Raw genomic sequence first — 21590 nt, 5'->3', positions numbered from 1 at the left:
AAATAAACAACGTTTAATATGGTCTTTGGAGTTAAACAGCCCTGATTTTTGGATGACGGCTTCAACACTAGCAACTGGTATGCAACCGGGGTTAGTTTCTAGTTCTTCTAACGTTGACTCAATCAACCATTTTTCAATCAACAATCGCAAAGTTGTTTTTCCAACTCCAGTCGGCCCATAAATAAAAATCACCCGCGATTCTCCCGACTGATTAACTAACAATTTGAGTAAATTGACGGCTTCGTCTAAGCGGGGATGTGCCATTGTGTAGTTGTCAAAATAAGCCAATCTCTCTTCTGGAGATTGGGTCAGTAGAGATGGAGGAAATTGTTGAGGATAAGACATGATTAATAAGAGTCAAAAAGTTGCAGTTCCTGGGGATTAATCGAGAGACTGTTGGCACTGGGTTGGAAGGTTGAAGAACTCTCTTGAGTTGCCGGACAGATTGTTTCTGATTCTGGCAATTGGCTATCAATTTTATTGGCCACAATTCCATAATCAATGACTCGAAAAACTTCCATCATCTGAGCATCCATCAGTCGTTGTGAGAGGAGAACTTCTTCCGCCTCTGCACTGGTTAAAAATTCCGCTAACTTTTTGGCTCTAACTAAGAATTGCTTTTGATGATTTTGTTGTCGTTTTTGTAACTCGGCGGTGGCTAACCAAATCTCTTTTTCTGAGCGTCCTTTCAGGATGGAATAATATTCGCTAATACACTTAACCCATTGACCTCGGACATAGGCATAGGCAGTACCCGCATCAAATGGGTCGTATCTGATATTGACATAAGTGTGATGAATTTCTGGGTCTTTAAAGGTATTAGACCAGTAGCGAATACCTCGAATTTGTATTCCTTGGCTGGGGTGAACTTTGACTTGTCCTTTGGGTGTACTTGGTAAGGTTAATAGTTTCCAGTTTTCGTCATTACAAATTTGCCGATGGGAACGATTGCCGTATTCTGCTAACCCCGTTGTCAAAGCTGACTGAGGGGAAACTCCCAAAGCTGGATGTGGGGTGGTATCGTACTCTGAGTAAGCCCATTGGCATAAATACTGGTACAAACTACCTAAAGTCCACACTGCCAAATTTTTGGGATTGACTGATTTTGTGACTAACCTAACGTTTTTTGTGATTTGGGTATTCCCTGTCAGATTGTAGAGGAACTGGGTATTGGCAGTGCCAAATAATCGTTCACAAACTCCACTAAATCGTGATGCTGCTGGCGGTCGATGTTTGAGCGTGCATTCAAACCAAGCTAATAAGCTTTCAAAGTAGATACTGTGAAACTCTTTGCCGTTGTCGGTGATGATAATTTGCGGTAGGCGAGAATGCCGCATGACGCAAATTCGCAGTACCATCATACAACTGCGATAGGAAGGTGGGTCAAAAGTCATATAAACGGCTAGAATTCTCCGGCTGTAGGCATCGACGAGAAAGGTTGCCCAAGGTCTACCCAGTACCAGTCCGGTTTTTGAACACCGTAGCTCTATATCTAGCTGGGTATGGTCGATATGACCAATCTCGAAGGGGCGGTCTCCATGTCGGGGAGTGGTCAGTTCTAATTCCCAGTAAAAAGGTTGCTGTGGGTAAGCGGCTCTTTGTCCTTGCCGCTTCAGGGTTTGAGTGTAGCCTGAATGTCGTTTGATTTCTTGAATGAATGTCTTGTAGCTAGGAATTTGATTCTCTGGAATTCCGGCAGTTGAGCAGGCGTGGACAAAAGCTCCATAAACTTCTGATTTTCGTTTTTGTTTATGGGTTTCGTAATCTTGAGTAATAAACTTGGTCATCAATTCTAAAATCTGTTGGGGCAGTTTGCGGTAGCGGTTGCCCTTGGCATGAGAGGTTGTTAGCAATCCGATGTAGCCATAGCCGTACTTTTGCTGCGCGATGCGATATTTAGCCTGCCAGTCTCGCAAGGTGCGTTCTGGTATAGCAGGACTTACGCAAGGACGCTATATATAGCGCATTCAGGATCAGGCGATCGCTTGATTCAGACAGAAGGGCGATATGCGTCCGGCACGCTACGCGAGCGCGCTTATAAAAAGAGAATTAATCTGTGTTTGAATTGATAAGTAAACTAAATAAAAGAAAGCTTGAGAGAGGGATGTTTAAGCTCTTGGCTCAGGTAATCTGCTAACAAACTAGCTTTTAACTGATAGACAGTTTGAGAAACTTTCTTAGCCATACGAGTCAGAAAAACCCAAACTAATAAAGCGCAAGCAATGTGGTTTTTTTGAATACTCGCTTTACGGCATTGGCAAGATTCTATCCCCGTTAATTGTTTAATTTCTCGGTGAAATTCCTCAATTTTCCATCGCAGTTTACATTGAGAGATGACTTCATCTATTGAAGACTGATTTAAATCATTTGTAGCTACATATTCCGTTCTGTTGGCAGAAACAGTTACCCGAAATAGTTTAACTTTTTTATCTCTAGGGAATTTATTTATTTTGATTAGCTTTCCCTGTTTTTCTTCAATTTCAGACCAAATTAACTGTTCAATAGGCTGATATTTTTTTTGACCTCCTGTATCATCAACCAGCCGGTTTTTTTTGAGCGGAACATAATAAATTTTCCCTAAATTATCAATCAAAGCCATTAGCTTTTGGGCTGCGTACCAACTATCCATAAGCACTTTCGCTACAGGAATCTTTTTTTTAAAGACGACATCATTCAGCATATCTGCTACATGATCTAGCTTGGTGTGACCATCCCCATCTGGATCGTAAATTCGATAATCAATCACTGAATAGGATCCGGTTTCAGGATTTACATAAATACAGCTTATTAAACCAATTCCTCGAATCACTCGATGTTCATTGCCGCTATATTGACGGCGGACAAGTTCAATTTTCGAGGAAAATCTTTTGTCGAGTACCGTATCATCAAAAACTAAACAAGCTTCGGGATGGCTCTGAAGTTCTGAATGCACTTTTTCCCAAATCACTTCGGGTGTTAAGTTTTCTGAATTCAAGTAACGATTAATTGTATCATGGCTAAACTCTTGAATATGTTCAGCGAAGTTGGTTAGAGTATAATTGATTTGGCTACTCAGGAGATATTGGCAATAGTATAGATAATTGATGCTCATATTTTTGGGCATAGATTCTGATGCTATTTTAACATTCCTTATTCTCCGTTTCCAGATTTCTTTTGGGTTAGCGATCGCTAACTCCTTAGTACGCTACATATAGCGTCACTGCGTAAGTCCTGTTAACGTCAGAATGAATGTTCCCGCTACAGTCACGGCAATATTATCCTTCCAATTCCGGCAATATTATCGTTCCAATGACACACCCCTACACGACACGGGTGAAGTATAAGTGTTCCGAAGGTCACAGCACTTGTTTCCGGGACAGTAATTTTTTGGTTCGTTTCACTAACAGTTTTCTCGGCAATACTTTGCTGTTCAGGCTTCCAATAATGTTCCTGTGCAAAAGGATAGGTTGGGATATGAATTTTACGTGCTGTAAGTTCGCGATAAAATAATGACCAATCAATACTAATCCCCTGTACCCAGGCAGCAGCTACTTTTTCCAATTTTCCTTTTTGTATCCATTGAGCGATAATTTGCTCAGACTCATCATCAGCGAAAAGATGATTATTCTTGCTCTGTCCAACTCTGGCATACCAACTCGAATCTTTTAGAGCTTCATCTTTTGCAAAAGCATTTAATTGTGCGATTAAATTCGGGATATTTCTGACTAAAAAAATGCAGCGTTCTCGCATCGCTTCGCGTCCCAGATGGAGTGTAAATGCTAAATCAGTGAGGCTGATTTCTTCGCTTGTGGTTCTACTTAAATGTCGGTTTTCCAAAAACACTGCTAATTTTTCCGCATAAGCTTTAAGGCATTCCGGCGTTTTTGCAGATAGAGGAATCAGAACTGATTCCGCTTCGATTTTTATCTGAGGTACTGACTGATATTCCCGAACTACAAGATGAACATTAGTACCACTATGACCAAAAGAATTCAATGCTGCGGTTAATGGCTCACCTTTGCTCGTCCATTCAATGTGCTGAGTATTGATATAAAACGCAGAATTTTCTAATTCGATCGCTGGATTGAGTTCTTCAAAATATAGCATTTTAGGCAGTTGACGATCGCGCATGGACAATAAAATTTTTATTAACCCAATAACACCAGAGGCAGCACCAGTATGACCAATATGAGATTTGGCACTGCCCAGCGCACAAAATTGCGTTTTATTAGTAAACTGTTTAAAAGCCCGCTTCAACGCATTAGCCTCAACTGTATCCCCTAATTTTGTACCAGTTCCATGAGCCTCAATATAACTAATGGTTTCTGGGTTAATTTGATATTGCCGATAAACAGATGTCACTAGTTCTTCTTGCGACAGACCACTGGGAGCCGTAATACCATTGCTTGCACCATCCTGATTGGCACCAGAAGCTTGAATAACACCATAAATAGGGTCTTGATCTCTGATTGCATCATTAAGTCGCTTCAACACAACCACACCAACACCTTCAGATAACACCGTACCATCACAGAATTTATCAAAAGTCCGACAGCGACCAGTAGAACTTAACATTTCAATCTGTGACAATGTAACAAGTGCTTTTTCTTGAAGAGTGGCAAAAACTCCCCCTGCTATTGCCATCGACGACTCACCACTACGTAAACTTTCACAGGCTAAATGAATCGCTAGCGCAGAAGACGAGCAACCAGTATTGACTACCAAAGCGGGCCCTTTTAGGTTGAGGTAGTAGGATAAGCGGGAGGCAACAATGGCATCGGAAGAACCAGTAAAAGTTTCGTGAGTGTAGTTGGTAGGTTCAGCACCAATAAATACGCTAACACGAGAATTTTCTAAGTTTTTCGGATTGTAACCTGCATCTTCTAGTGCTTTCCAACTTTCACTCATAATTAAACGCTGATGAGGATTCATTGACTCAGCTTCTCTGGGGGTGATGTTGAAAAACAGTGGATCAAAACAATCTCGCTGCTCTAAAATACCCCCCCATTTACAATAGGTTTTCCCCGCTTGTTTGTCTGAACTAAACAAATTTGGGCTCAGATAATTCTCTGGCAACTCAGTAACACCATCATGCCCTTGAATAAGATTTTGCCAAAATGTCTCAATGTCTTTCGCTTTAGGGAATTGACCTGACATACCAATAACAGCGATTTCTTTACTTATTTCTGTCTTGTGTTCGTTAGATACTAGCTTTTCTGGCTGATTTTCCGGCTCACTATTTAGCGTCTTTTCTACTTTAGTTTTTGGATCGGGACTGAGGTTGCGATCGACCAACGGTACACAATTTTTTTGCAGTTTGTTTTGAATTGTTTCTCCATAAGTATCTACCAAATAATTACTCAGATGTTTAATGTTTGTGTAATCAAACAAAATAGCAGTATTCATGGTAATTCCGAATTCTTTGGCAAGATTGTCAATAAAACCAATGCCAAGAATGGAATCAATACCATAGTCAGAAAATGACACTTGCCGATCGATACTCGCTTCTGCCATATCTAAAGTTTCGGCAAGATATTTCAGAATTACTTGAGCTACATATTCTCGAAGTTTTTCGGCAGAAATCTCTGGCACAGATTGTTTTTGCTCTAAAAGTTGGTCTTGAGTCAAAGGTACTTCCGGTGCTACAGGTATTGTAGATTTCGGGGATGATTCGACTTGATTTGACTGCTCTGTATTCTGCTTGTCTACGATCGCAAAACCGTCACTTTCGGTAACTATAACTTGCTGCCCTAATTCATACGCAGCTTGCGCTGGCAACAAAGTTGAAATAAATCCTTCTTCTTTTAAAATCTTCAGCCAATTTTCAAGCTCAATTAGCGGAGAACCTTGGATACGTAAATCTTCATCTTGATACAGCCACCAGCCATCTAATAAACCAAAGGTTAATGTGCCAATAATTGATTTTTCAACTACTTCATTGAGCAATAATAAGCCATTACGTTTCAGTGCTGTTTTAGTATTACGAAGTGTTTGCCTAATATTTTTGGTTGCGTGCAAGACGTTGGTAGCGATGACAATATCATAAGTACCAGGCTCTATTCCTTGGGGCGCTAACGCTTGTTCAATATTGAGTTGCTTGTAATTCAAATAGGAATAATGTATACCATACGTTTTTTGCGCGTGGATTAAAAAGGCTTTGGAAAGGTCAGTATAACAATATTCATTTATAGCATTCTGAACCGATCGCAGTTGTGGCAAAACTAATGCCGTAGTTCCCCCCGTACCTGCACCTATTTCCAAAATCCGAATTCTGGTTTGTGGATCTGCCTGAATCCGATGACGAATATAAGCTTCGGCGGTTTTAGCAACAAAGTTATTAAAATAGTCAGATAGCGCATTCCTTTGATACATATTTTCTACTTTTTCCATTGAAGATTTAGGAAAAAGAATATCCGTAGCCTGGATGTTTCCCCGCAGAATTTGTGGCAAGTTTCTCAGGCAGCTATCTAATAGATCGATCGCAGCTTTCTTTTCTGGCTGGTCAAAAAATGAGTTTCGATAATTTTCCCAACCCTGCCAAACTTTGTCCGCTTCATCTATTTTGATATGAGTAGCAACCTCAACTCGTTCACCTTCAAGCCTGACATAACCATAGTTTTCCAATAATATTAAGCAGCACTCATGCCACCATCGGCTATATTTTTCGATCGCCCCAGCTTGTTTTTGCCAATCCTGACTTTCTTTTTGCTCACCTGGGATTAAAAATATTCCCATTTTTTGGAGTTGGACAAACAACAAACGTAGTAACCAATCGTTAAGTTCGTTCCTGAAATCTTTATCTAAAAGACGTGCTATTTCTGCCTGTTCACTGGTATCTTTATTTGTCTCATTCTCAGAGAAAAGACTGTAAATCAAAGAATCTGCTTCAGGTTTGTTGAGAGTAATCATCTGGGATCGATCGCATCCCATTAATCCCTCCACAGCTTTTGAAGCACCTAAACAAATTACTTGTTTAACAAGTCCTGCTCTGAGTAGATATACAAATTCATCAAAAAATTCGCAACCCTGACTATTAGCAATTAAATTATAATGACCAATCAAACGCTTCTCTGTTTCGGTGCCTGCCAGTGATGCTTGCCAGTAACCCCAATTAATAATACCTACAGGGAAGGCTGCACTATTGTCTATTGAATGTACAAAAGTATCAGCACTAGTGATTCCAGCTGCATATCCCGCACTATCACGAGAGGATAAAAAGGAAAAAGATTGAACCGATGAAAAATAACACATAAAGTCTAAGGCTTCATTTTTGAATGCCTCATAAAAATATGGTGCGCCTTTTTTCTTCGTATCTAAGACCTCATTAAAGTCTACCTCGCTGGTCTGAGCGATCGAATTATCAAACTTAAATACCAGTGCGGAGAAAATAGCACCATTAATTTGAGGATAATGTTGTTTGATTTTTGCGACAGCTTGAATCATGGACAAGCGATCGGTAACATCAGCCTGAATATAAACTGGAACGCTCTTTTCATCTATTGCCTGGAACGCTTTTAACTTTTCCTGTACAGCAGCAGAAATCAGCGGACTACGACCCAGCCAAACCACTTTAGCCTGATATTTTTGGATCAGATAGCGGGTAATAATCGTGCCAACAGTTCCCGCTCCTCCCATCAAAACATAAACACCACCAACTTTTAAACCCCCTACCCGTGACTGCACTGCTGACAAAGCTTGCCAATCAATCTTGAAAAAACGCTGTTTGTAGCGCCAGCCAGCCTGCAATTTAGTTACATCACCTCGATCGGAGGGAGTTTCGCTTAATATCATACTTGGTAGGGCTTGCTGTTTTTCTGCACTAGCCAAATCTTCCCGTGACAAGTCAATATTTCTGACTCGAAAACGATGATCGCCCTGCGCCACTGAGTACCCAAGACCACTAATACCACCATGATTAGGACTTGTTGCACTGTTATCTACACGATAGTTATCCAAGGTCAGGAGAACACAATCAATAAAAGCATTATTCTGTAGATGTTGTTTCAGTGCTTTAACAAGCCGCAACAACTGAATTTCGCTTTCTGCGATCGTGCTTGGGAAGCCATCAAGACAAAGAAAGTAAACGCTATCAATCTGTGAATATCCTTGTAAGCAAGTCTGAAAGCCATTAGGGTTGTTGACATCACAATACCATTTATTTTCTGATACCTGTTTAGTTTCCAGTCCTAATTGAATTTCGAGCGCTTGGGATACATTCTGTTGCTGGAAGAAGTTAAAGAGCGTTTTTTCAAATTGCGATGTAGATACAAAATAAACTAATAAAACAACCTGATTTGCTTCGATCTTAGTTTTTATTTGTGGCTGTTGCTCCCATTTTAAAAGATAGCTAAGTTCTTGGAGATATTTTTGCTCATTAACTGTTGGTTTCTGCGACTCGGTAACAGAGATTTCGGTAGTTACTTGCTCATTATATTCTGGGGAGAAATCTAGCCAGAAATGTTGGCGGGAAAATGGATAACCAGGAAGATTAATCCGAGATGGAGGTGTAGCACCATACAGCGTAGACCAAGGAATATCATAGCCTTGGCAATAAAAACTAGCTAAAACCAAAAGATTTTCCCGGTACAAGTTTTCATCATTGGACGAGATGTGAACTTTTTCCAGTAATTCATTGATATAATTGCTGATCGCCTTTTGACCACGAAATTCGGTAGGTACTTTACCGTGAAAAATATGAAAGTTTTGCTCTGAATCCTCTGATTTTGTCAAACTATAAATAGCATCAGCTACATCTTGAGCTACAATCGCCAAACGGTATTGAAAATGATGACGACCTGCAAACAAAGTATAACTAATATCCTCCAATGTGACATCATCAGCCACTCCATCTTGCAAGAACTGAATCATAGCCTTAACTCTAAGTTGCAGTGCTTCTTCAGTTTTTGCTGACAAAACAAGCAGCGAATAAGGTGGGGCTAGCCGCTGTTTTTTTCTGTTGAGTCGATAGCCCTGAACTATCATCAAGGCATTTGTGCCACTCATCCCAAAAGCACTCACCGTACCAATGCGTTTTTTGTTTGGTCGATCGATCCAAGGTTGATTAGCCCTATTGACATAGAGAGAACTTTTATCCCCGGAAATAAACTCATTTTCCTGAGCAAAATTCAGGCTTTTCGGAATAATTTCATGACGAAGTGCTTGCACCAAACTGACAAGACTAACAAGACCTGAAGCCGAAAAAGTATGACCAAAATTGGTTTTATTAGAAGCGATCGCACAGGGATGTTCGCTACCCTTAAATACTTCATTAAGTGCGTTTAGTTCCACAGGATCGCCTAACTTAGTACCAGTCCCATGAGTCACAATGTAATCAATATCCTGTGGACTAACCTTAGCTCGTTGATAAACATCCGTCGCTAACTCAGCCTGTGAAACGCCGCTAGGTGCAGTAATACCATTAGTTTTCCCATCATAATTAACGCCACTAGCCAAAATTAACGAATGAATCGGATCGCCGTCAGTCAGTGCCCGACTTAAACGCTTCAGAACAACCACTACAACTGCTTCACCCGGTACTAAACCATTAGCACGTCGATCGAACGCATAACAACAACCATCATTAGACAGCATACCTGCTTGCGCCATGCTGATATAGCCGTAGGGTGTCAGCATCAGATTTGCACCTGCTACTATTGCTGCATCGCATTCGCCTTGCCGTAAACTCAAACAAGCTTGATGCGCCGCCACAAGCGAGGAGGAACAAGCAGTATTAATCGTCATTGTTGGCCCTTTCAAATTTAAGAAATAAGCCAAACGAGCGGCGAGAATACTTGAATGATTAGAGGTGATGTTTCCCTCTTTAACACGCAGATAATAATCCCCTTCTTCAGCACCAACAAAAGTACCAATTTTTTGGTTATTGAGATGATGGAAGCCATATCCAGCATCTTCCAAAGCATTCCAACACTCTTGTAATAAATGTCTTTGCCGGGGGTCTATGTTTGCTGCTTCTCGTGGGGAAATTTGGAAAAATAGGGGATCGAATTCGGCAACTCCGGGAATACAGCCACACCATTTTCCGTTAGTTTTATTGGTGTTTTGACTACGGTTTCCATAATACTTGCGCCAGTCAAAATAATTGGGCGGAATTTCTTCTACAGCACATTTACCTTCTGCTAAGATATTCCACATTTGTTCAATATTATAAGCTTTAGGAAATCTACCACTCATCCCAATAATGGCAATGGGTTCATTGTCGATCGCCTCCGGTGTTGCACTAGGCGCGATAGGATCATCTATTTTGGGGGGAGCAACTTCTTGGGAAGAACTTGGCATCACATCATTTTCTATTTCTGTTTTTACCTTTTCTTGATAAAAACCTTGGATAAACTTGCTATGTTCGCTTAAAAAATATTGCGAAAGTGCTTCCAAAGTGGAATAACTAAAAAACAAAGCAGGTGTTATTTCCAGTTGATAGTGTTCGCTAAGGCGTGTCGCAAAATTCAATAAGCTAATGGAATCAAAGCCAAAATCAGCTAAATTACTTTCTCGATCGATCTGTTCCCAAGGTACTTTCAGTTGGTCGGCAATAATATTTTTTAAATCCCATAATACTGACTCTTCCAGACTCAAGCCTCTTAGCTGCGATCGCGTCGATGCTTGACTTACAATTGATTGATTCACAATTGATTTATTTAAGGAAGTTTGAGTCAGTCCTAAAAAGCCATAAATTCGGTTTGGCTGTCCGACTAATACCATATACTGTGGTTTATTTTGGCGCAGGATTTTATCTAAAATTGCCAAACCTTCCTCAGTTTCTAATGCCCGCTGACCACTAGAGCGCAAATACATTGTAGTATTTTCATCTGTATTAAAGCCCATTCCGCCTTCTTTCCAAAGCGGCCAATTTATTGCTACTGTCTTACCTTGGCGGATACCCTGCTGTTGTAATTGATTGCGATAGGCAGCGAATGCCATTTGAAAACGATTGCCAATGGCATAGTCACAAGTACCAAAGTCGCCCAATATTGCCGCAGAAGAGGAAAAATAGCAAACAAAATCAAGCGGTTGATCGCGGCACAGATCATCAAGGATCAAAGTTCCCGCAATTTTAGGCGATAACACCTTTTGAAAAGCATCGATAGTTTTATCGAGGATACTTGCATCACCAGCAATACCAGCGATATGAAAAATACCATTTATATTGCCAAAGCGGTTTTTAGCTTGTTCAATGCCATTTCTCATAGCGCGAGCATCGGATACATCTGCTTGGATATATTCAACTTTTGTTCCCAGTTGTTCCAGTTGGGTGATTCTGTTTTTAATCTTTTCATCTAAAGGCGATCGACCAGTCAAAATTAAATTAACGGCTTTGTTTGATGTTTTTGCTGTTGAGTTAGTAGGTTGATGAAAATATTGTGCTAGATATTGCTGCACCAAAAAACCCAAACCTCCACAACCACCTGTAATCAGATAAGTACCGCCAGGTTTGATTGCTGATGCTAGACTATCACTATCGCTCAATACAGTTTTTTGGATCTGACAAACGTAGCGTTGTTGTTTTTGAATCAATACTGTTTGTGCTTTCGGCTGTTTGAGTTCCGAGAAGATCTTTTGACTCCATTCTTGCATAGAAATAGCTTGCCCTTGCCAAGGATTTTCCTGATAAAGTCCTGTGACTTGGATTCCAGGCATAATTAGCTTTAAGGATCGTTCAAACCCAAGCCAGGATTCGAGATAACAACGTTCTAAGGCATTGGAGAAAGAAGCCACAAGTAGGAATCGGGAAGGTTTTAAAGTGCTTTTAGCTAGAGCTTGCAAAATAAGTGCGATTGCCTCCGGCACTGCGCTTCGCGCAATCGCAGAAGGATCAAACAAGCAACGTGAATCCTCAGTCGGCCATAAATAAAACAGTGCATCTACCTTGCCATAATTTTTATCAATGTCTGTAAACACCTGACGATAGCTTGCCATATCAGCTGAATCAACCGTATAAACATGAGCAGACTGTTTGCTATAAGTATCACCTTGCAAGATGAAAATAATATTGATCTTCGGGTCAATAGCTTGCATTGCTTCGATCGTTGCCTGCCGATTTTCGGAATCAGATAGAAAATAAATTACACTTTTGTAGCTGACAGAAATAGGAGTATTACTTAAAGACTGTTCCTGCCAAACTTCCTCAAAAGTCATTAACTCAGTGCTTTGTTCAATATCAGTTTTACGAGTCTTTTCTTTTACCTGATCTCTTGTCAAATCCTCTGTCTTTGTTTCTATTACTTTATCCAACCAATAAGTTTCTCGCGCAAAAGGATAGGTAGGTAAGGAGATGCGACGAGGACGGTTTTCACCATAAAGTAAATTCCAGTCTAAGCCTGTACCTGCTACCCATAAAGCAGCAAGTTTGCGGTAATCCTGTTGTTTTAAGATGGTGTCAATAAAAGCTTGTCCAGCATCACCTTCTAAAAGCAAATCGTTTTTGTTACTTGTGGATTTAACCCTACCTTGATATAGTTCCTGAGTATTAGACTTGCCCTCAATAAACTCTGTTAAATATTTCACTACATCCGTTAAACTGTTAGCAACAAAGGCTAACCGTTCTGACATTGCCTGTCTACCAATCTGAAGTGTATAAGCTACATCCGCTAGTTCTATTTGGCTATTATATCTATTCAGATAAGCTCTTAGATTCTGAGCCAAAATTTTGAGACGCTCTTCATTTCTGGCTGACAATACAATCAGTGCGGGTTGATTTTTGACTGCGGTGTTTGTTCTAGTTTCAACAAACTCTTCTACTACTAAATGAGCGTTCGTGCCACTGTAGCCAAAGGAACTCACAGCCGCACGTCTTATACCAGCTTTATCGGTCAACCAATCTTTGACTTGGGTATTGACATAAAAAGGACTTTGTGAAAATTGAATGTTTTCGTTGGGTTCTTTATAGTGCAGCGACGGGACAAGTTTTTGATTTTTTAAACACAGTAAGGTTTTAATTAATCCGCATACACCTGCGGCTGTAGTGGTATGACCAATATTAGTTTTTACTGAGCCTAGAGCACAGTACTGTGTTTGGGTGGTGAATTTTTGATAGGCAGCAGTAAGGGCATTTACCTCTATGGGATCGCCTAGTTGCGTGCCCGTACCATGAGCTTCAACATAGCTGATAACACTAGGATCTATTTGGAATTTACGGTACACCGACTCAATTAAAGCGGTTTGAGATGGACCGTTCGGTGCCATAATCCCGTTAGTTTTTCCGTCTTGGTTAATAGCGGAACCAATAATTAAACCATATATTGAATCTCCGTCGGCTAATGCTGAGGATAGAGGTTTGAGAACGACAACACCAACCCCTTCACCAAGAACAAAACCATTAGCTTCCCGATCGAACGCTCTACATACACTGTCAGGAGATAACATCCCAGCACCTTTCAAGCCGACGTGCAAGGCAGGGCCAATCAGCGTCGAAGCACCACCAGCTAAAGCCATGTCACTTTGCCCAGAACGAAGTTGTTCGCAAGCAAGATGAATCGCCACTAGAGATGAGGAACAAGCGGTATTAATCGGAATACTGGGGCCTTTCAAGTCTAGAAAATATGAAACTCTAGCAGGCAATATAGCCTCGCTATTAGTCATTGTGTATGAAACATAACCCGCACGTTCGCCCTCTTTCACACCATAGTTTGTCGCTGAACAGCCAGCAAAAACAGCGCAGGAACTACCCTCTAGCGATCGCGGATTATACCCAGCATCCTCCAAAGCCGCCCAAGTCTGTTGTAAGAAAAGTCTCTGCGCCGGGTCCATCCATTGCGCCTCTTGGGGAGAAATTGCAAAAAACAGCGGATCGAATTCAGCAATATTATCCATGAATCCGGCTTGCCACTCAGAAGTATCTAGCTCGAATGGCAAATCATTCATTGACTCTCGTTGCCAGCGCGATCGCGAAATCCGAGTCACAGAATTTTTACCCGCAACTAAGTTATCCCAGAATGTATGCAGATTATCTGCTCCTGGCACACAGGCAGACATTCCGATAATAGCGATCGGTTCCAGGTTTCTTTGTAAACTGTTTTCTGGTGTTTGAAACTTGCTTTGAGTTTTCCCTTTGGGATGTTCTTGTTTAACCGCAGTCTCTACTTTTTCCGGTTCTATTACTGGCGGTTGTTCTACTTTTTCTACTAATGATTCTGTAAGGCGAGAAGCAAAGGTTTCGACAATATGCGCCGCCATAGTTTCAATAGTGGTGTAATTAAATAAATCAGGACGTTTCAGACGAATCCCCAAACGCTTATTTAATTGATTAATAATTGAAACCGACAAAATCGAATCCACACCGTATTCAAAAAACGGCACATCAAGTTCCACAGCAGTATGTTTTATTTCCAGTGCCTCTGCAAGAATTTCCCCAATCACCGCTGCAACTTTTTTAATTATTTGTGCAGGATGATCGGCGTTTTTAACTGGAGTAATAATGCTTTGATTAACCTCATTCTCAGAGTCTAAAATTTTCAGATCTGCTTGATTTTCCTGTGTTTGATGTTCCCAAATATTTTTCCGCAAACTCCAGCCATCACTTTGACCAACAATAATGTGCTGTCCCAATATTTCGCTTTCATCAGGCTCACCCAGAGACACAACGCGATCGCAACCTTCCTCTGCCAGCAAACTATGCCATGAATGGGCACTTAACAAAGGCCCGCCAGACATCCGCTCTTGGGCATCTTGATAGCACCACCAGCCTTCTAATAACCCGAAAGTCAAAGTCGCAAAGCTTGTCAGAGTCGTAGCTTCATTTAAAATTAACAAGCCGTGCCGTTTTAATAAAGCTTTAACGTTTTGGATTGTATTGCGAATATTTTGGGTGGCGTGCAACACATTTGCTGCTAAAACTACATCGCAGACAGGTAAAAACTCTCTCTGGCTTCCCCAGTCTTGCTCAATGTCTAAACGTTGAAATCTAACAAAGGGATAATATGAGCCATAACGACGACGACCGTATTGGACAAAATGCTCGGAAATATCAGTGTAATAATATTCTACATATTGCTCGTATGGCGCTAAACCTTGCAAAATTTCGCTACTCATACCACCGATTCCGGCACCAACTTCTAAAAAGATAATTTTTTCCGGCATGAAACCTGACTCTTTTTGACAGTCGGCTAGGCGTGCTTTAACGTAGGCAACTACTGCATCTCTGGCTTTAGTATTCAGCGCCTCAGAGATTTTTCCCTGATAAACACCTTCGACTAATTCCATCGATGCTTCTGGAAAGATAATATCTGTTGCAGCAACAGATCCCCGAATCAGATCTGGGTAAGCCTGTAGGCAGATTCGTAACAATTTTTCATACGATGCTAGTTCGGGATAGGGTTTTAACCAGTTTTGATGTTCTTCGTTTTGTTTCGGCAGAGTGTTTTTTACTTCAATGTACGAACCATTCTTTTCAATAAAACCTGCTTTGTTCAACAAGTTCAGCCATTCTTTGTGTAATTGATGATAGTGTTTTGGAATGGCTAATTTATTTGCTAGTGCTTGTGTTTCATATTTTTCACCGGGCTGACAAAATACACCCATCGTCTGAAATACACGCAGAAGTAAATAACAACCAAGACGATCCAACTGTTGAAAAGCTTGTTGATGGCGCTGTCTATCTGACAGTGAGATTGAGGAAAATTGGCTGGCAGCAATCACGGAATCAATACCGCTAAGTGAGGCATTTTTCTGAGATTCATACAGGATTCCTGCATTGTCTAAACCAAAACGGCTTAAAGCACTGGGTTGGGCTTTAAAATAAGCAATTTGTGTGGCGCAAGATGCTAGACACCGCTCAACTACCTCCATCCCCTCTTGGGGATTAATCGATCGCACTCCCTGTTTAGCCATTCTTTCACGGTAATCAGCAGTGGCAACAACGCCCACTTCGCCCCAATAGCCCCAGTTGATAATTTTTACTGGATAGTTTTGTTGCTGATTCTGGTGTTGTGCCCAAGCATCTTCAAAGGTACAGGCAGCAGCGTAGTTGCTCTGTCCGGGATTGCTCATAAAGGACTGTCCAGCAGAGAAAAACAATAGGAAATCTAAAGGTTCATTGGCTAGGACTTGCTGAAGCACCACATTGCCCTGTACTTTGGGAGCAAGTACTTTTTGTAATGTTTTCTCATCCATATTGGCGATCGCGCGATCGTCCAAAACCAAAGCTGAATGAATCACTCCGTCAATAGTTCCAAAATGTGCTTTTGTATGCTGTATTACTCGCTGCATTGCCTCAAGATTGCAAACATCGGCTTGCTGGTAGAATACTTCGGCACCAGAGGCTTTTAATAGTTGTAAAGCTTCTGGTGTCAAAGCCTCAAGGCTACGCCGTCCCACCCATACGAGTTTCGCTTGCACGTTTTCCCGTAAATACTGGCTGAGTACCAAACCCAAACCTCCGGCACCACCGATAATCAGATATACGCCTTGGGTTTTGAAGGAACTTCCCGGAATGCTGGCTAGATTGGCTTGGGTGAAAACATTTTGATAAAAATGTCCTTCCCGCCAACATAAAACGCGCCCATTCGCTGGTGCTTTCAGTGCAGTTAGTGCTTTGGCAAAGTTTTGGCTTTGTTCGGGTGTCCACAATGTTTCCCGATTAATATCAACGCAGCTTACTTGCCAAAGTTCGTATTCTTTGGCTAACGACTGAACAAAACCGATCGCATCTGCACCATCTGGGATAATCTTCTCCGATGCTTTACACGCTTGGGTTTGCTGAGTCACGATTTTTAGGGTCAGTTCGTTGGCATAGCAGTGATAGGTTAATAGTGCTTGGATCAAACGGAAAAGTGCGATCGAACTGATCGACTGTTTATTCTCAAAGCGTTTTAGGTTTAATTCTAAATCAAGGGTTTTATCCGGTTCTAGCATTATAAAGTAGATGGTTAAGGCTCGACCTTGTTCCAGCAATGTTTCTAATGCTAGTTGAGGAGATGCCAGAGCGATTTTAAAGGCATCGCGATCGCTAATATTTAACTTAGACAAAGAGTTATCGCCAAGCTCAAAGTCGATCGTTTGATTTGTAGGATTTTGTTCATAGCATTTTTTAATATCATCTTTCACATCAGACATTGTGGGTGGATAAAAAATTAGAACAGTTTCCGATGCTATTACTGATTTTGGGTTATCGTTGGAATTCGATAGCTTAAAATCGAGGCGTTTCCATTGCGGCAAATAAAACTTTCCACCTAACTTTGTTGGATCTTTTATATTCGGTTGATTAATATCGTTGCTGGGTTCTGGTTTGTGAACAATTGATTCAGTAAAGTTAATTTTATTAGGTGTACTAATCCAGTAAGTATCTTTGGCAAGGGGATAGGTGGGAAGGGATACTCGATGATAAATCTCACCTTTATAAATTCGCTGCCAATCTAAATCAAAACCTTTGAGATAAAGGTTAGCCAAAACCATTAGGTTATCTTTATAAGCGATTCGATCGGCTTCAGTTTCGAGATCCCCTGTATGCTGAAGATTTGTCACTGTCAAATCAAAAACTTTTTGGCAAAATGCCTGTTCTGGCGGACTCATTTTTTCACGGCTAATCAAACTATCTAAAGATCTATTGAGGGAATTTTGTAAAGCTGCTAGTGAATCAACGACAAAAGTGTAGCGTTTTTTCAAGTGGGCGCGACCTGTATTTAAGGTATATGCGATCGCTCCTAGACTTCCCGGCTTTTCTTGATTTGTAAAATACTCATTTAAATCGCTGATTTTTTGTTTTAGGGCTGCATCTGTTTTAGCTGATAAACAGATTAAATAAAATGGTTTTTTGCTGTCTGCAATTGATCGCACAGGCGCTTCTTGAACAACGAGATGGGCATTAGTTCCACTGTGTCCAAAAGAGTTAATCCCCGCCATTAGCGGTTCACCTGACTCGGCTTTCCAATCTTGTAATTGCTCGGCAATATACAAACCCGTATCATTAAAATCAATTAAAGGATTAAGTTGATTAAAATGTACTAAACCGGGCAATTGGCGGTGTTTCATACATAACAAAACCTTGACCAAACCGATCGCACCCGCAGCCGCAGCCGTGTGTCCTATATTCGATTTCACCGAACCTACACCACAACGGAATCCCGACTCTGAGTTAATAGAAGAAAATACTTTCTTCAGTGCATTCGCTTCAACAGGATCGCCCAACTTAGTTCCTGTACCGTGAGCTTCAATATAACTAATTTTACTGGCATTAATATTAAATTCTTGATAAATTCGCTCAATCAATTTTTCTTGTGCGAGTCCGTTAGGTGCAGTAATACCATTGCTTCTGCCATCTTGATTAGTACCACTACCTTTAATAACACCATAAATTAAATCACCATCATCCAGCGCATTCTGCAATTTTTTTAACACCAATACGCTAACTCCTTCAGACAAAACAGTGCCATTAGCAGCCGCATCAAAAGTGCGACATTCTCCAGAAGATGACAACATTTCAATCGAAGATAAACAGACCAATAACTCGCTATTTAGATTAGTAAAAACTCCTCCAGCCAGAGCGATATAGTTCTCTCCCTGACGAATACTTTCACAAGCTAAATGAATAGCAACTAAGGAAGAGGAACAGCCAGAATTAATCACCATAGCTGGTCCCTGCAAATTGAGAAAATAAGAGAGTCTGGAAGCAACAAGGGCTTCGGAGGAGCCAGTAAAACCCTGTTTAGCATAGCTGTTTGGCTCACAACCAACATAAATGCCGCAACGCAATTGTGAAAGTTGATCGTTCACAAGACCAGCATCTTCCAAGGCTCGATAAGCTTCCTGCATAAATACTCGCTGAGAAGGATTCATCTCGGCGGCTTCTTTAGGAGAAATTTCAAAAAATAAAGGGTCAAAATAAGCTTGTTCTTCTAAGATTCCACCCCATTTGCAATAACATTTTCCTGGTGCTGGCTGTGGGCTATACATTGAAATATCAAGACGACTGCCTATCAGTTCGCCTACACTATGAATACCTGCTTTCAGATTTTGCCAAAATTGCCGAATATTAGTTGCGCCAGGAAACTGACCTGACATACCAATAATTGCTATATCACGAAGATCCCGATCGCTCTGGCTAATATCTATGTTTTGGTTTTTCGCTGTTTTTGTGACTCTGATTTCGCTAATTTCGCTTTGGTTTTCTTGAATTTTAATTGATGGTTTTTCGGCGGATTTTATGAGTTTAGATAGCTCGTTCTGATAGCGATCGACAATAAACCCAGTCAGACGTTCTACAGTGGCGTAATTAAATAACTCTGAGGGATTTAACTTAATTCCTAACGCCTCATTAATCCGATCAACAAAGGCAAGCATCAAAATAGAATCCACACCATAATCTGAAAAAGTCGTATGAGTATTGAGCCGACTTTGTTCAATCTTTATACAGTTGCTCAATTCTCTCATCAGACTAGCTTCGACTAAAGCGACTATTTCTGTTAAGAAAAACAACGCTTTTTCCTCTTGTTTAATAGGGGTTAAAGTGGTTACTTTTTTGCTAATTACAGGCGAATTTGTTATTTGACCATCGCTTTGGGCGATGATAATTTGCTGCCCCAAAGATTGAGCTTTTTCATCTAACAGAATAATTTCATAAAAATGCTTTTTTTCTAACATTAACCGCCATTTTTTTGCTGACAGAGCAGGCGATCCTGGTAGACGAATTTGTTCATCTTCATATAACCACCAACCATCCAATAAACCGAAGGTCATTGTCAGAAAAGGTGAAACTTCCGACAACTCATTTAAAACTAAAAGCCCATCACATTTGAGTAATGTTTTTACATTTTGCAGAGTTCTGCTAATGTTGCGTGTAGCGTGCAAAACATTGGCTGCTATAACAATATCGATACTATTTAGATCGAAACCTTGTTCAGTTACAGCTTGTTCAATATTTAACAACTGTGTTTCTATAAATGAATATTGCTGACAAAAAGTTTCTTCAGCGTGAATTAGAAAGCGTTTTGATATATCAGTATAAATGTAGCGCAATCGATCGCCATAAGGATTAAGTGCTTTAAACAAAAAGGTACTTGTGCCACCAGTACCAGCACCTATTTCCAAAATATTTATTTTTTCTTTTTGACTGAGGTTTGGCAGTGTTCTTTGTACGGCAGCAGTTACAACATCAGCTACTCTTAGGTTGAAATATTCAGAAGAAGGATGCTCTTTATAAATTGCTTCTACCAGTTCCATTGAGGAATGAGCAAATAAAACTTCTGTAGCTTGTTTGTGACCAGTCAAAATTTCTGGTAATTCTTTAAGACAGGGAATCAGAATATCCAGTTGTGGCTTTAATTGGGGATGAGATTTACATAACCGATCGGCTTCCTTCTCTAGTTCAAACAAGCAAATTTGTTGCTCAAGAAGATCGGATGTTTCTGTTAACAATATTTTTGAGTTGTGTTCTCTAACTCTCTCGGCCCGAATGAGAATCTGAATAATTTCAGCCCATAAACGACGATATTTGTCTAAAACACCACTCTGCTTTCTTAACTCTTCAATATCACACAAATCTGTCATGGATTCCCAAACACCAAGCGTGTTTAAAGCTAACAAAATCCCATTAACAATAAATAATTCTATTGATTTGCGAGGGTGAGTTGATGATGGTTTCATTATTAATTAATGTCCTTTTTTTTTGAAGTTTGGTAAAAACAATAAGTCCTAAAATTTATTGGATAACGGTGTATTGGCGATCGCCTAAAATTGATCAGCCTCGCTCAATAAGCGGTTAAGCATAGAAGAACGATCTGGCAACGAAGCAATTAGAGTATTTTTGTTGTGCAAAACCCCCAATTTTTTCAAAATTTCATCGGATGCTTTAGTCACGATTACTTGTTCTGAGTCCTGAGCTAATATTCGTTCTAAGGCTTCCATTCCTTCCCGATCGCTAAGACCATAAATACCCTGTTTTTCGAGATAGGTTTCATACTGTTTATATGTGTTGGAATCATCTAGTTGTTGGCGTGACCAATAACCCCAGTTAATGGTTTTTATGGGATAGGTTACTTGCTTGTTCATTTCATGAGCCAAAGCATCTTGAAACATACATCCTGCTATGTAACTACTCATATTTGCTGACATAAATTTTAAGCGTTGAGCAAAACTTTGCATGGAGGAGAAGAACACTAAAAAATCCAAAGGCTCGTTTTTAAGTACAGAGTAAAGAGCTAGTGCAGATTTAACTTTGCTATCATAAGAACCAGCACGGAACTGCTCTTCATTAAGCTTGTGTATAGGTACACCTTGAGCGACCATTACTAAGTTAAACACACCATTAATGTTTTTCTTTTCTTGTTTAATTTGATCGAACACTACTTTGGTTTCTTCCTCAGACCAATTTTTTATGGTAATGTATTGGGGACGAGATCCATAAGTTGCGATCGCTTCAATTTTTTTGTCTATTAACTCATCATGTTCCCTTCTCCCTAGCCAGATAACTTCTGCTTGATAGGTTTGTACTAAATATCGAGTTATAATACCACCTATGTAACCCGCTCCGCCAGCCAGCACATAAACGCCTTTGTTGCGTAAAACACTGCTTACTGGGTGAGGTAAATCTAACTGCTTCAATTTTCTGGCGTAAGTATTTCCATTTCGTTCCACAACTACATTTAAAGTTTGACGATCGCTAT

Annotated in this window: 5 protein-coding genes; all 5 read right to left on the bottom strand. The window is 40.4% G+C overall.

Annotated elements, in window-relative coordinates:
• Positions 1-345: P-loop NTPase family protein (locus tag PL9631_RS17690; RefSeq protein ID WP_331281272.1), on the bottom strand; the 345-nt coding region annotated here is incomplete at its 3' end.
• 2 nt (positions 346-347) lie between these two features.
• On the bottom strand, positions 348-1916 hold the full coding sequence (locus PL9631_RS17685) for a DDE-type integrase/transposase/recombinase (protein WP_197046414.1): 1569 nt from the start codon (positions 1914-1916) through the stop codon (positions 348-350).
• A gap of 161 nt (positions 1917-2077) precedes the next feature.
• Positions 2078-3091 carry an IS701 family transposase gene (locus PL9631_RS17680; RefSeq protein ID WP_083617277.1) on the bottom strand — a complete coding sequence of 338 codons (1014 nt, stop codon included), beginning with the start codon at positions 3089-3091 and terminating at the stop codon, positions 2078-2080.
• A 152-nt stretch (positions 3092-3243) separates the two neighbouring features.
• The gene (locus PL9631_RS17675; protein WP_156090617.1) at positions 3244-20571 is read right to left on the bottom strand and encodes an SDR family NAD(P)-dependent oxidoreductase; all 17328 of its coding nucleotides are present in this window, start codon (positions 20569-20571) and stop codon (positions 3244-3246) included.
• 84 nt (positions 20572-20655) lie between these two features.
• Positions 20656-21590, bottom strand: a 935-nt coding sequence (locus tag PL9631_RS26250) for a KR domain-containing protein (protein ID WP_197046413.1), incomplete at its 5' end; no start/stop codon positions are given.

Source organism: Planktothrix paucivesiculata PCC 9631, from assembly GCF_900009265.2.
Classification (GTDB): Bacteria; Cyanobacteriota; Cyanobacteriia; order Cyanobacteriales; family Microcoleaceae; genus Planktothrix; species Planktothrix paucivesiculata.
The sequence above is the reverse complement of the archived record's forward strand: the minus strand, read 5'-3'. Positions and strand labels throughout refer to the sequence as shown.

Bases quoted from the DNA above. Each gene is read 5' to 3' on its own strand.
- PL9631_RS17680 (WP_083617277.1), bottom strand. From the start codon at position 3,091: ATGAGCATCAATTATCTATACTATTGCCAATATCTCCTGAGTAGCCAA.
- PL9631_RS17675 (WP_156090617.1), bottom strand. From the start codon at position 20,571: ATGAAACCATCATCAACTCACCCTCGCAAATCAATAGAATTATTTATT.